Annotated in this window: 13 protein-coding genes; 1 reads left to right on the plus strand and 12 read right to left on the minus strand. The window is 60.7% G+C overall.

The genetic code is table 11. From position 1 onward, the window contains the following. Positions 1-68: 68 nt before the first annotated feature. The gene (locus QN222_RS19245) at positions 69-944 is read left to right on the plus strand and encodes an ATP-binding protein (RefSeq protein WP_283960574.1); all 876 of its coding nucleotides are present in this window, start codon (positions 69-71) and stop codon (positions 942-944) included. A gap of 68 nt (positions 945-1,012) precedes the next feature. On the opposite strand, the gene QN222_RS19250 is transcribed toward QN222_RS19245, so the two are convergent. The 12 genes from QN222_RS19250 to nagZ all read right to left on the minus strand — a co-directional run bounded on the left by QN222_RS19250 (position 1,013) and on the right by nagZ (position 12,259). After that, positions 1,013-2,548 carry a peptidoglycan DD-metalloendopeptidase family protein gene (locus tag QN222_RS19250; RefSeq protein WP_283960524.1) on the minus strand — a complete coding sequence of 512 codons (1,536 nt, stop codon included), beginning with the start codon at positions 2,546-2,548 and terminating at the stop codon, positions 1,013-1,015. A 152-nt stretch (positions 2,549-2,700) separates the two neighbouring features. Then, positions 2,701-3,351, minus strand: a complete 651-nt coding sequence (locus QN222_RS19255) for a biotin biosynthesis protein BioC (protein WP_283960523.1) — start codon at positions 3,349-3,351, stop codon at positions 2,701-2,703. Positions 3,352-3,729: 378 nt separating this feature from the next. Beyond that, positions 3,730-4,383, minus strand: coding sequence for a protein-L-isoaspartate(D-aspartate) O-methyltransferase (locus tag QN222_RS19260; RefSeq protein ID WP_180940995.1), 654 nt, complete (start codon positions 4,381-4,383; stop codon positions 3,730-3,732). Then, positions 4,380-5,150, minus strand: coding sequence for a 5'/3'-nucleotidase SurE (gene surE, locus QN222_RS19265; protein ID WP_283960573.1), 771 nt, complete (start codon positions 5,148-5,150; stop codon positions 4,380-4,382). The genes QN222_RS19260 and surE overlap by 4 nt, the downstream gene beginning before the upstream one ends. Before the next feature lie 26 nt (positions 5,151-5,176). After that, positions 5,177-6,460 (minus strand): serine--tRNA ligase, encoded by a 1,284-nt coding sequence (gene serS, locus QN222_RS19270; protein WP_283960522.1) that lies wholly within the window; start codon positions 6,458-6,460, stop codon positions 5,177-5,179. A 152-nt stretch (positions 6,461-6,612) separates the two neighbouring features. After that, positions 6,613-7,455, minus strand: a complete 843-nt coding sequence (gene tatC / locus QN222_RS19275; protein ID WP_283960521.1) for a twin-arginine translocase subunit TatC — start codon at positions 7,453-7,455, stop codon at positions 6,613-6,615. Then, entirely contained in the window at positions 7,452-8,069 is a 618-nt protein-coding gene (tatB, locus tag QN222_RS19280; protein WP_283960520.1) for a Sec-independent protein translocase protein TatB, read from the minus strand. Before tatB ends, tatC begins: the two co-directional genes overlap by 4 nt. A 74-nt stretch (positions 8,070-8,143) precedes the next feature. Next, the gene (locus QN222_RS19285; RefSeq protein WP_180940991.1) at positions 8,144-8,350 is read right to left on the minus strand and encodes a twin-arginine translocase TatA/TatE family subunit; all 207 of its coding nucleotides are present in this window, start codon (positions 8,348-8,350) and stop codon (positions 8,144-8,146) included. A gap of 92 nt (positions 8,351-8,442) precedes the next feature. Next, positions 8,443-9,552 carry an ABC transporter ATP-binding protein gene (locus tag QN222_RS19290; protein ID WP_283960519.1) on the minus strand — a complete coding sequence of 370 codons (1,110 nt, stop codon included), beginning with the start codon at positions 9,550-9,552 and terminating at the stop codon, positions 8,443-8,445. Positions 9,553-9,632: 80 nt separating this feature from the next. After that, on the minus strand, positions 9,633-10,361 hold the full coding sequence (gene scpB / locus QN222_RS19295; RefSeq protein WP_283960518.1) for an SMC-Scp complex subunit ScpB: 729 nt from the start codon (positions 10,359-10,361) through the stop codon (positions 9,633-9,635). Then, on the minus strand, positions 10,354-11,169 hold the full coding sequence (locus tag QN222_RS19300) for a ScpA family protein (protein WP_283960572.1): 816 nt from the start codon (positions 11,167-11,169) through the stop codon (positions 10,354-10,356). Before QN222_RS19300 ends, scpB begins: the two co-directional genes overlap by 8 nt. A 73-nt stretch (positions 11,170-11,242) precedes the next feature. Continuing rightward, a complete protein-coding gene (gene nagZ, locus QN222_RS19305; protein ID WP_283960517.1) occupies positions 11,243-12,259 on the minus strand; it encodes a beta-N-acetylhexosaminidase in 1,017 nt (338 codons plus the stop codon). Positions 12,260-12,312: the final 53 nt, after the last annotated feature.

Raw genomic sequence — 12,312 nt, forward strand, 5'->3', positions numbered from 1 at the left:
GCAATTCAATGAATTACAAATATACGAACCGCCAGGCGGAGCGCCGAGCGAATACCGGAGACAAGCAGATGCAGGAAAACAAGATCGACAGCTTGATCAACGAGATGCAGAAGCTTTCGGCGGCTATCGAACGGATGGCGGGGCCGGCTCCGGCCGTGAACGACTGGAGCCAGGCAGAGTGCTTTGTCTGGGCACCGGGCAATCGCCATCTGCAGCCGGTCGCGAAGCCTAACCGCGTCGACCTCGCCCTCATCACGGGCGTCGATCACGTTCGCGATATCCTTTTGGACAACACCCTCCGGTTCGCCGAGGGCTATCCGGCCAACAACGTGCTTCTCTGGGGCGCGCGCGGAATGGGCAAGTCCTCGCTGGTCAAGGCGGTTCACGCGCGGGTCGCGCGCGAAACGGGCACTTCGCTGAAACTTGTGGAAGTGCACCGCGAAGACATCGCAACCCTGCCGGCTCTGATGGAGATCCTGAAAGCGGCGCCGATGCCTGTCATCGTCTTCTGCGACGACCTCTCCTTCGACCATGACGACACGTCCTACAAGTCGTTGAAGGCAGTTCTCGATGGTGGCGTGGAGGGCCGCCCCGCCAACGTTCTGCTCTACGCCACCTCCAACCGCCGGCACCTGCTGCCTCGCAATATGATGGAAAACGAACAATCGACCGCGATCAACCCGTCGGAGGCGGTCGAGGAGAAGGTTTCGTTGTCCGACCGCTTCGGCCTTTGGCTTGGCTTCTACAAGTGCAGCCAGGATGACTATCTGGCGATGATCGACGGATACGCCCGCTACTACGACCTGAACGTCGACCAAGAGACGCTCCACGCGGATGCCCTGGAATGGGCAACGACGCGGGGATCGAGATCCGGCCGCGTCGCGTGGCAGTTCATTCAGGATCTGGCCGGCCGGCTCCGCCGGCAACTCGACGATCCGGCATAACTTCGGCTAACTCTTAAACCTACGCATTCCTGGGCAGAAAACCGTTACCCACCTTTCCTGCCATTGCTCTATTCGAGGTAGGTTGCCGGGTTCACCGGGGTCGCGTTCTTGCGCACCTCGAAATGCACCTGCGGCTGAGACGCCTTGCCGGTCATGCCAGAGGCGGCAAGCGTCTGTCCACGCTGCACCTTCTGTCCACGCTGTACTTTGAGTTCCGACGCATTGCCATAAACCGTGACCGTGCCGTCGTCGTGGCGCACCAGAACGGCATTGCCCAGTTCCTTCAGGCTGCTGCCGGAGTAGATAACCACACCGTTTTCGGCCGCCTTGATCGGCGTCCCTTCCGGCGCAGAGATGTTGATGCCGTCGTTGCGGTTGCCGTCGACATTCGCGCCATATCCGGCAACGACCGCGCCGCGGACCGGCCAACGATACTTGCTGATACCGGTCGACTTCGGCAGATCCTCGTCGATGTCCGTCGTCTTGGTTGCAACCTCCGAAACGCTCTCCTTGGCAACCGGCGGCTTATATTCGGCAGGTTTGCCCTGGTCGAGCGAAGCGACCTTGGTCTCCGCCTTCTTGGCCGGCACAGAAGCCGTCGCCATCGCATCCGTCGCGGTATTGGCGGCACCCGGCATCTTCAGTTTCTGTCCAATGCGGATTGCCTCGGCGGTCAGGCCGTTTGCCTGCTTCAAGGCGCTGATCGATACGCCGTTCGCCTTGGCGATGCGGTTCAACGAGTCGCCCGGCTTGACGGTGTAGAGGCCGTCGCCGCCGCTGCCTTCGCCCTTGGACGCAAGCTTGCCTGCGGCGACATCGCTGCGGCTTTCGTTCTTTTCACGCGATTGCGATTGACCGGGAAGGATCGCCGCTTCGCGCTTGTCCGCCGGCAGCGGCGACGGCCGCTGCTTTCCGCTCTCGATATCGGCGATCGAGTTGGAGGCGGCCGCCTTCGCGGCACTGCTCGCAACACCGAACGTCGGGATCACAAGACGCTGACCGGGCTCTACCTGGCCGGCGGATTTCAGTCCATTTGCCCTGAGAATTTCCTTCTCGGGAACTCCAAAGCGCTTGGAGAGGGTGGCGACGGTATCGCCCGGGCGAACCATGACGGCGGGCGCGTTCTGCGTGCCCCAGCCGCCCTTGCTCGCCGTACCCCTGGCCGCCGCAGGCAGGGTCTCGGCCTTGGCGACGGCGATCGGCTGCGCCTGCCGTTGCGTCGGAAGCGCCTGCGGTTGCGGTGTCGTCGAGGGATCCGCCAGCACCGTGCGCTGAACACTCATCGGCGTCGAGGCGACACGCGCACTGGAGACGGGCGCCGGATTGTAAACAGCGTTCTGACCAGTAACCGGATATGGCTGACCATAAGACGAATCGGCTCCACCAGACGGGGCAGCCGCAAACTGCCCAGTGGCCACATCACCCCGCGGCACGGGCATCGTATTCTGCGGGATGGAACTGGTCGTTATGTCGTCAGATCTTGAAAAAAGTCCGCTGAAGCGGCTGACATCCGAGCTGCAACCGGTGGCAGCGCCTGCCAGCAAGATCGCCGCACACAGGCGGATCGTGGACTTCCCTGCACTGGGAGATACAAATTTACGCATGACGCTTACCCACTCCGAACGCAACTCGCTGTGGAATGATTAAAGCGCATTAGAGTTACCGCCCGGTTAAGGGCAGCACCTAATTTGACGAAATGCTAACCATAGCCGGCGCGTCTTCCTTACCCGGCGCTGAAAGGCACATGAAACACGGCTTAGAAGAGCTCAGAGTAGAGCCGCTCGATCTCCGACACGGATCTGGGCTCCGGCGGCTGGTCTTCGTAGCTGATGTTGGATTTGTTCCAGTCAAAGCCCCCACCTTCGGTCCGCAAAGCCGAAGGCGGTACGTCCGTATGGACAGCCTTATCCTCGTCGAGGAAAACGCTGACCAGGGCCTGGAAATTGGCTTCCACATCGAGACCGCTTTCAGCGTCGTATTCAAGCGATCGCAAGCCGGCGACAGCTGCCTCGCGTGTCCCGAAATAGCGCAGGCTGTTCTGGTCCTCCGGACGAAGGCTGTCGTAATAATCGATAAAGGCTCCATAATAAGCCTTGTAGTCACCGGTCTCCGCGAATCTGCCAAAGGCCTGGTATTCGCGTGATGCCAACTGGGGCGAAGAATTGTTGTTCCACTCATCCCTCGTTAGGGGTGGCAATCGTTCCGGCGATTTTTTTGTTCGACTGAGATAGAGGAGTGCGTCAGCCGAAAGGGAGATGCGCGGCGTTGGATCGAAGAAGCCCGTTTGCCCGGCCTGCGCGCCGTTCTCATCCTTGTTCCCGGTTGCGACCTGGCTGGCCGAACGCCCAGCGAGATTGCCCAAGCCGTCGCCGGCCGTTGCCGCAGTCAACCTGTTTGCAATCTGCATCTGCCGTCTCCGTCATATGCACGATCCACAAGAAACGCAGAACAAGCGCGTATCGCGCCTAAAATCCGTCGTGCCGCTCTGGCCTAGGCCGGCAAGCTTGCGCGAAGCTGGATTTTGTTAAGAGTCCGTTAACCGTTCACTTCGCGAGAAACGGTGAGACGCAACGACGCCAGCCGGAATTAACCGGCAACAACGATGATTTCCGAGCTCTTCTGGTGAAATGGCCCACCTTCCCAGTCCGCGGCCTGTGTCGAGAACGCGCGACGCAGTGCACGCCAGCCTCGGATAGAAATCCGTGTCTGGCCCCGCGGGATTAAGGTGATCGTAAAGTGCGGCCAACCTCTCGTCTGTGTAGATGAGGTCGGTCGGCCATGCACGTCAGAGGAATGATGCAAGTTGCGGCACGATCGGAAGGTAAGGCGCGTCGAACAGATCCTCACGATCGAAGCGGCTGCCGGTACGGTTGACGCGAACGATCCGGCAAAGCGTTTCGCTCATCATGATCGGGACCAGCAAGGTACCGCCGGAGACCAGATGGTCGGAAAACATGCGAGGCAGGCTATTGAATGCCGCAGTTATCAGGATGCGGTCGAACGTGCCCTCACCTGGCACACCTGCACTACCATCTGCCTGCCTGACGACGACATTGCGAATGCCGGCCTTTTCCAGGTTCTTTTGCGCCGAGCTCACCAGCGTCTGATATCGATCGATCGTCAGTACGCGTTCGGCAATACGCCCCATCACCCCCGCGGTGAAGCCGCTGCCTGTGCCGACCTCCAGAATGCGCTGCCCAGGCTTGATGTTGAGGCAATGCAGCAGTCGCGCGGCGAAATCATAGCCCTCCATGAACGACCCGCAATCGAGCGGTATTAGTCGCTGGGAATAGGCCTCCGCCTGGTATTGCGGCGGAGCAAAATGGCTGCGCGGCGTCTGTTCCACCGCCTTCAGCAGATCATGATTCGCCATTCCTTCTCCGCGCAGTCGCAGCACCATCGCTGCGAAGCCCTCCTGCTGCGAAACACGTCCGTTCAAGCGCCAGTCCCTTCCCGCAATGCGCGTGCGATGCGATCCTGGACGGTATAGTCGGTCATATCCAGTTTAAGCGGGGTTACCGAGATCCTGTTCTCGCGCAAAGCGTGAATGTCGGTTCCGGCGCGAAAATCGCCGGCGCGCTCGCCGAAGCGCAACCAGAAATAGGGAAATCCTCGGCCATCGACGCGTTCGTCGATGCTCAATCCGAATTCCAGCTTCCCTTGTGATGTGACGTCGGTGCCGGCCACCGCGTCAGGCGGACAATTGGGAAAATTCAGATTGATGAACGTCCCGTCGGGCAACGTAACGTTGATCAGGGTACGGATGAGGGCCGGCGCATGGGTCTCGACCACATCCCATGCTACGGTCCTTTCGGTCGTATGCTGATAGGCCTGGCTGAGGGCGATCGAACGGATCCCTTGCAGAGTGCCTTCGATAGCCCCGGCGACGGTTCCGGAATAGGTGACGTCATCGGCAAGGTTCGCTCCGACGTTCACTCCCGAAAGGACCAGATCCGGCTTGCGGTCAAGAATTTGCCGCACCGCCATGATCACGCAATCCGTCGGCGTTCCCCGGAGGGCAAAATGACGTTCCGAAACCTGACGCAAGCGCAAAGGCTCGGAGAGCGTCAGCGAATGGGCGAGACCGCTCTGATCCACTTCAGGAGCAACAACCCACACGTCGTCCGAAATCGTCCGTGCGATCCTCTCCAGCACGGAGAGCCCCTCGGCGTGAATGCCGTCGTCGTTCGTCAGCAGGATGCGCATTCCGGTTTTCATCCGCTTCCTCGCGCTCAGGCGGCTTTTTCGATGCGCCGTTGGCCGCCCATATAGGGAACAAGAACATCCGGCACCGTGACGGAGCCATCTTCGTTCAGGTAATTCTCGATGACGGCTATCAGCGCGCGACCAACCGCAACACCGGAGCCGTTCAACGTGTGAACGAACTTCGTGCCCTTCTCTTCCTTGGTGCGGTAGCGCGCGTTCATGCGACGTGCCTGGAAATCGCCGCAGACGGAGCAGGACGAGATTTCGCGGTAGGTATCCTGGCCGGGCAACCAGACCTCGAGGTCATAGGTCTTGCGCGCGCCGAAGCCCATGTCGCCGGTCGAGAGCGTCATGACCCTGTAGTGCAGCCCCAGGCGCTTCAAGACCTCCTCGGCACAGGCGGTCATCCGCTCGTGTTCGTCTATCGAACTTTCCGCATCGGTGATCGAGACCAACTCCACCTTGTTGAACTGATGCTGACGCAGCATGCCGCGGGTATCGCGTCCGGCAGAACCCGCCTCCGAACGGAAGCACGGTGTCAGGGCGGTAAACCGCAACGGCAGCTTCTCTCCTTCGAGGATCTGCTCGCGAACCATGTTCGTCAACGGAACCTCCGCCGTCGGGATCAGCCAACGGTCATCCGTCGTGCGGAAGAGATCCTCCGCAAACTTCGGCAACTGCCCGGTGCCGTACATCGCATCGTCACGCACGAGCAGCGGCGGCTGGACCTCGACATATCCATGTTCCTGCGTGTGCAGGTCGAGCATGAACTGGCCAAGCGCCCGTTCCAGGCGGGCGAGCTGCCCCTTCACAATGGTGAAGCGCGAGCCGGCGATCCGCGCGGCACCCTCGAAATCCAAGAGCCCCAACGCCTCGCCGATTTCGAAATGCTCGAGCGGCTTGTGGTTCCAGGTCGGTTTTGCACCGACAATCCGTGTCACGACGTTGGCCGCCTCATCGGCACCGACTGGAACATCGCCGAGAGGGATATTCGGAATGCGCGACAAAGCATCCGAAAGCTCGGCCTCGATCCGACGGCTTTCTTCCTCGACCGCGGGCATGGTGTCCTTGAGGTCAGCGACTTCGGCCTTGAGCTTTTCAGCAAGTTCGCTGTTCTTCTGCGCCATGGCCGCGCCGATCTCCTTGGAAGCGGCGTTGCGGCGCGACTGCATGTCCTGCAGCGATAGAAGAACGGTGCGCCGACGCTCATCAAGCGCGATCAAGGACTGAGACAACGGCTCCGCGCTCCGTTTCGCCAGGGCGTCGTCGAGCGCAGCGGCATTCTCACGGATCCATTTGATATCGAGCATAATCGTTCCACGCGTTGTTTACAGCACGAGTTCTCCTCAAACCGGATCCGATTTGAGGAGAACTCGTGCGGCGATTCAAAGTGCTACAGCGACCTTCGCGCGTCCGAACGGATGCACGGTGCTGTAGGTCACGGCGCGAAAACGTCAGACGGTCAGCCCTTCGCGGGTCCGGTCGTCTCGGAGGAACTTTCCTGCGAAGAAGCGATCTCGCTTGCGAGAGCGTCTCTCTCGCGCTGCCTTTCGACGAGTCGCGCCGTATAGATGGAAATTTCGTAGAGAAGGATGGCTGGCAGCGCAAGACCGATCTGGGACACCGGATCGGGCGGCGTCAAAACGGCCGCGACGACGAAGGCGATGACGATCGCATATTTGCGCTTCTCGGCGAGCCCCTGAGCCGTGACGAAACCGACGCGCGCAAGCAGCGTGGTGATAACAGGCAACTGGAAGACCAGGCCGAAGGCGAACACCAACGACATGATCAGGCTCAGATATTCCGATACCTTCGGCAGGAGCTGGATTGAAACCTGCCCTTCGCCGCCGCCTTGCTCCATGGCCAGGAAGAACCACATGACCATCGGCGTGAAGAAGAAATAGACCAGCGCACCACCGATGAGAAACAGCACCGGCGAAGCGATCAGAAATGGCAGGAAGGCTGCGCGCTCGTTCTTGTAGAGTCCAGGAGCGACAAACTTGTAGACCTGCGAGGCGATCACCGGAAAGGCGATGACCAGAGCGCCGAACATCGCAACCTTGATCTGGGTGAAGAAGAACTCCTGCGGTGCCGTGTAGATGAGCTCGACGTTGCGATGGCTGAGGCCGGCCCAGCTCACCGCCCACTTGAACGGCAGGACAAGGAAGTTGAACAGCTGCTTGGCAAAATAGAAGCAGACGAGAAAGGCAACAAAAAATGCGCCGATCGCCCACATCAGCCTCGTGCGCAACTCGATGAGGTGCTCGATCAGTGGCTGCGGCCGGTCCTCGATATCGCCGCTCATGCGTCACCTTTCTTGCGCGAAGTCGCACGCGCCTTCTGCGTCTTGGCCTCAGGCTGCCGCTCACCGGTCGACGAGGCTTTCTTCGCCGGCGGCTTGGTAGCCGCTTTCCTGGTTGTCGCGGCAGCAGGCTTCTTCGACGGCGCAGGCGCGGCTTTGACCTTGCCGACGCTCTTCGCCTTCGCTTCCATCTTCGGTTCGTTCGCCGATGCAGCAGGAACCTCAGCGAGCTTCGCCGCGGTTTCCACCGGAGCTTCGGCCTTCACCGGCTCGACCGCAGGCTGCACCGGTTCCGGTGGCGCCGGCTTGTCCGGCGTTGTCGCCTTCTGCAGATCGGACTTGATCTCGTTTCCAAGCTGGCGCAGCGGATTCATGGCGTCCCGCAGCGCCGCAGTCGGATTGAGACTTTGCGCATCGCTGATCGTCTTGCGCACCTCATCCAGATCGGCCTCGCGCAAGGCCTCGTCGAATTGATGGCGGAAATCCGCGGCCATCCCGCGCATCTTGGACGTCATGCGTCCAAAGGCCCGCAGCATCGGCGGCAGATCCTTCGGTCCAACGACGACAATCAGGACGATTGCAATAACAACAAGCTCGGTCCAGCCGATATCAAACATCCAACGTGCCCTAAAAAACCGTGACGCGATCGACCGGGTGGAATAGTCCGCCCGGTCTCGCCAGCTTTTGCTCGTTAGCGGACTTCGTCAGACTTGTGCTCGACGGTCTTGCCGTCGATCGTCTTGTCGGTCGGAGCGGCGTCGTCTTCGCTCATGCCCTTCTTGAAGCTCTTGATGCCCTTGGCAACATCACCCATCAGTTCCGGAATCTTGCCGCGGCCGAACAGCAGCAGGATCACCACCAGGACGATCAGCCAATGCCAGATGCTAAAGGAACCCATGCACTTACTCCCTTAGGGCCTCATTCAATCACAGCCCATCACGTTGTCATTTTTCAGGCGTACCACCGGCAAGCCCTCATTCTTGATGGACCCTAGGATGTTGAGGCGTCTTTTTCAAACAGCAATATGTCGCGCTCAGTAACGGAAAGCGTTACGTCACGCAATCCTTGCGGCAACAGATCGGCGCGGATACGTGCCCGCACTGTACGCTCGAATTGCGGTACGGCAAGCTCCAACAGTTCCACGACGCCCAGAAAACGTCTCGACAGGATGCGCGCAGGAATGTCGCCGCCCTCCTCCTTGAGGTGAACGCCGGAAAGCCTGACTGCGACGCTCAACGGCTGCCCCTCCTTGTAATGCCCCGCGGGCACGTCTCCGAGCGGCGTTTCGACGCGGCCGTCCCGCACACGCGCATCGAAGACATTTATCTCGGAAAAGAACCCGGCCGCGAAAAGGTTGCGCGGTTTGCGATAAAGCTCATCAGCCGTACCGACCTGAACCAGGCGCCCGTCCTTCAACAGGGCGATGCGATCGGCCATTCGCATCGCCTCCTCCGCGTCATGTGTCACGACGATCGCCGTTGCCCGGGTCTCGCGCAGAATGGCGAGCGTGTCGGCGCGGATTGAATCCTTGAGGCGAGAGTCGAGGCCCGAGAACGGTTCGTCCATCAGCAAGACTGCGGGCCGCGGTGCAAGAGCGCGGGCAAGTGCCACGCGCTGCTGCTCGCCGCCCGAAAGCACGTGGGGATAACGGTCGGCGTAATGCAGGAGGCCAACACGCTCCAGTGCCGCATCCGCCTGTACCAGCGCCTCCTTCTTGGGCAGGGCCGTCAATCCAAAGCAGACGTTGTCGCGGATCGTCATGTGAGGAAAAAGCGCAAAATCCTGGAACATCAGGCCGACGCCGCGCTTCTCGGGCGGGAGAAAGACCGACGGCCCGGAAATTTCTTGTCCGTTTAGGAGGAGACGACCGCCGGTCTGCATCTCGATGCCTGCCGCGATGCGCAGCAGCGTCGTTTTGCCCGATCCGGAAGGACCGAGCAGGCAAAGCACTTCGCCGGCCTTAGCCGTGAGCGTGACGCCCTTGATCGTTTCCTTGGAATGATAGCGGTGGCTGATATCCTCGAATGCCAGGCTCGCCGCGAATGACACTCCGGACCGTCGCGTTGCCATGACGGCGCCGTTGTATGCGTCTGAAACCATGCTCATTCATTCCTTGAACCGGAGGCCCAGCGGCAAAACGCCGGTACCCGGGCCTAAAGCCGATATTCCCAGTCAGGATTTTAATCGTCTTCTTCAGCCTTCGGTGTCAAGAGGCCGAGTTCTTCAAGGTCCATTTGCGTAATGGGATCCTCGTTCTCGGCGAGTTCGTCTTCGCCGGCGGGAACCGGAATGTGCAGGTTGGACGGAATGCGCCCGGACAGCAGCCCGGCACCCTTCAATTCTTCGATACCGGGGAGATCGCGAATTTCCTCGAGGCCGAAATGATCGAGGAAATCCCGTGTCGTTCCGAATGTGACGGGCCTTCCCGGGGTCCGCCTGCGGCCGCGAAAGCGCACCCAGCCCGCCTCCATCAGCACGTCGAGTGTCCCCTTCGACGTCTGCACGCCGCGTATATCCTCGATTTCCGCGCGGGTCACCGGCTGGTGGTAGGCGATGATCGCCAGCACCTCGAGGGCCGCCCGCGACAATTTCCTGACCTCCTGTTCGTCCGTCTGGACGACGAAGGAGAGATCGGCAGCCGTGCGAAATGCCCAGTGGTCGGCAACCTGGACAAGATTGACGCCGCGCGAGGCATAGAGTGCCTTCAACCGGGCCATGATCCGCCCGACGTCGGCGCCACGGGGAAGCCGGGTCGCGATATAGGTTTCGGAAACGGGCTGAGCCGATGCGAAGACCAGCGCCTCCGCGATCCGTTCCGCTTCCCGCTCGAGCCTCGGATCGAGGGTAACCGCCTCGTGCACCTCCTCGTCGTCGGGCATTCCCGGCAAGTACTTCTGCGCTTCAGCCACGCGCCGCCTCCATTTCCGCCAGAGTAGCCGCATCGATCGGCTTTGGTCCACGCCGCAGATAGATGGGCGCGAAGGCACCGTCCTGCCGGATCTCCAGTCGTCCTTCGCGAACCATCTCGAGTGACGCGGCAAAGGAACTCGCAATCGCCGTTGCGCGTTCTTTCGGGCTCGTCAGGTAGCGGATGAGAAAATGATCAAGTGCCGTCCAATCGTCGAGACTGCCGATCATCCGCGCCAGGATCAGGCGCGCATCGGCCAACGACCAAACATGGCGCTTTTCGATCGTCACCTGCGTTATTGCCTGACGCTGCCTGAGACTCGCATAGGCGGTCAGCAGATCATAGAGGGACGCGTCGTAACCCGATTTCCTTTCGGCAACGATATGTTCCGGCGCGCCGCGGGCGAAGACGTCGCGGCCGAGCCGGTTTCTGTTGACGAGCGTTGTCGCGGCATCGCGCATGGCTTCGAGGCGCTTCAGCCGGAACGCAAGCGCCGAAGCCATCTCCTCGCCGGAGGGGCCCTCATCCTTTGCCTGTTGCGGAAGCAGCAGGCGGGACTTGAGATAGGCAAGCCACGCGGCCATGACGAGATAGTCAGCGGCAAGTTCGATGCGGATCGAACGGGCGCGCTCTATGAAGGCGATGTATTGTTCCGCAAGCGCCAGCACGGAGATACGTGAAAGATCGACGCGCTGACTGCGCGCAAGATGAAGGAGCAGGTCGAGCGGGCCTTCGAACCCGGCAAGGTCGACGACGAGGGCTTCCTCATGCAGCCCGCGATCGGCAGCCTCGTCCCACAAAGGCTCCATCGGCGCCTTCGTGCCGGCTTGTCCCTGCCATTCGCCCGTGTTGCTCACCAACTTGCCTTTCCGCCGCTTTACCCTAGGCCAGGGCAAACATGGCGTTGAACTCCGCTCTCAATGAATCCTGGTCCGCATTGTCCGGCTTTCGGAACGCGGCCTCTGCCGCCCTTGCCCGGCGCAGCCGATCGCCCGACAGGACCGGAACGACATCCGCGACGGCCCTCATCTCTTCCATTATGCCATGACAATGCAAGACGAGATCAAGTCCGGCGCCGATAATGCCGCGGGCGCGAGCGGCCATGTCCCCGGCAAGCGCATTCATCGAAACATCGTCCGACATCAAAAGCCCGTCGAAACCGATATGGCCGCGAATGATTTCGCTGACGACCTTTGGTGAAGTCGTTGCCGGATTGTCGGGATCGATCGCAGTAAAGATCATATGCGCCGACATGGCCATGACTTCGTCCTTCATGGCGATAAAGGGAAGAAAGTCGTTTCGCTGCAATTCCTCAAGACCGGCTTCCACAACGGGTAGCTTGTGGTGTGAATCCACGAATGTGCGGCCGTGACCCGGCATGTGCTTCATCACCGGCAGCATACCGCCCGCTTTCAGTCCCTCGCTCATCGCACGGCCGATCGCGGTCACCGTCTCCGGATCATGCCCATAGGCCCGGTTGCCGATGACGTCATGGCTTCCCGGCACCGGCACGTCGAGCACCGGCAGGCAATCGACCGTGATGCCGAACCGCATCAGGTCGAAGGCATGAAGACGCCCCATGAGCCACGCGGCGCGCAGACCTTGCTCCCGGTCGCGGCGATATATCTCTCCGATCGCGGCACCGTTCGGGTATTGCTGGACGAGCGGCGGCCGGATGCGCTGGACGCGGCCGCCCTCCTGGTCGATCAGCACCGGGGCGTTCGGATTGCCGATGCTGTCGCGCAGAGCGGCGACGAGATCCGAGATCTGATTTTCTTCGCCGATGTTGCGGCCGAAAAGGATGAAGCCCCACGGGCGCTCGCCATCGAAGAAACGACGCTCTTCCGCGGTCAGGGAAAGGCCTTTGCAGCCGGAGATAAATGCTTTTGATTCGCTCATCCCAGAATCATAGTGCGCGCACCGTTCGGCGCGAAGTCACAAAGCTACAGTTC

The sequence above is a fragment of the Sinorhizobium sp. 6-70 genome, from assembly GCF_030124375.1.
GTDB lineage: Bacteria > Pseudomonadota > Alphaproteobacteria > Rhizobiales > Rhizobiaceae > Sinorhizobium.

Coding starts and splice junctions, on each gene's coding strand:
- QN222_RS19245 (WP_283960574.1), top strand. CDS start 69: ATGCAGGAAAACAAGATCGACAGCTTGATCAACGAGATGCAGAAGCTT.
- QN222_RS19250 (WP_283960524.1), bottom strand. CDS start 2,548: ATGCGTAAATTTGTATCTCCCAGTGCAGGGAAGTCCACGATCCGCCTG.
- QN222_RS19255 (WP_283960523.1), bottom strand. CDS start 3,351: ATGCAGATTGCAAACAGGTTGACTGCGGCAACGGCCGGCGACGGCTTG.
- surE (WP_283960573.1), bottom strand. CDS start 5,150: ATGCGCATCCTGCTGACGAACGACGACGGCATTCACGCCGAGGGGCTC.
- serS (WP_283960522.1), bottom strand. CDS start 6,460: ATGCTCGATATCAAATGGATCCGTGAGAATGCCGCTGCGCTCGACGAC.
- tatC (WP_283960521.1), bottom strand. CDS start 7,455: ATGAGCGGCGATATCGAGGACCGGCCGCAGCCACTGATCGAGCACCTC.
- tatB (WP_283960520.1), bottom strand. CDS start 8,069: ATGTTTGATATCGGCTGGACCGAGCTTGTTGTTATTGCAATCGTCCTG.
- QN222_RS19285 (WP_180940991.1), bottom strand. CDS start 8,350: ATGGGTTCCTTTAGCATCTGGCATTGGCTGATCGTCCTGGTGGTGATC.
- QN222_RS19290 (WP_283960519.1), bottom strand. CDS start 9,552: ATGGTTTCAGACGCATACAACGGCGCCGTCATGGCAACGCGACGGTCC.
- QN222_RS19300 (WP_283960572.1), bottom strand. CDS start 11,169: ATGGAGCCTTTGTGGGACGAGGCTGCCGATCGCGGGCTGCATGAGGAA.
- nagZ (WP_283960517.1), bottom strand. CDS start 12,259: ATGAGCGAATCAAAAGCATTTATCTCCGGCTGCAAAGGCCTTTCCCTG.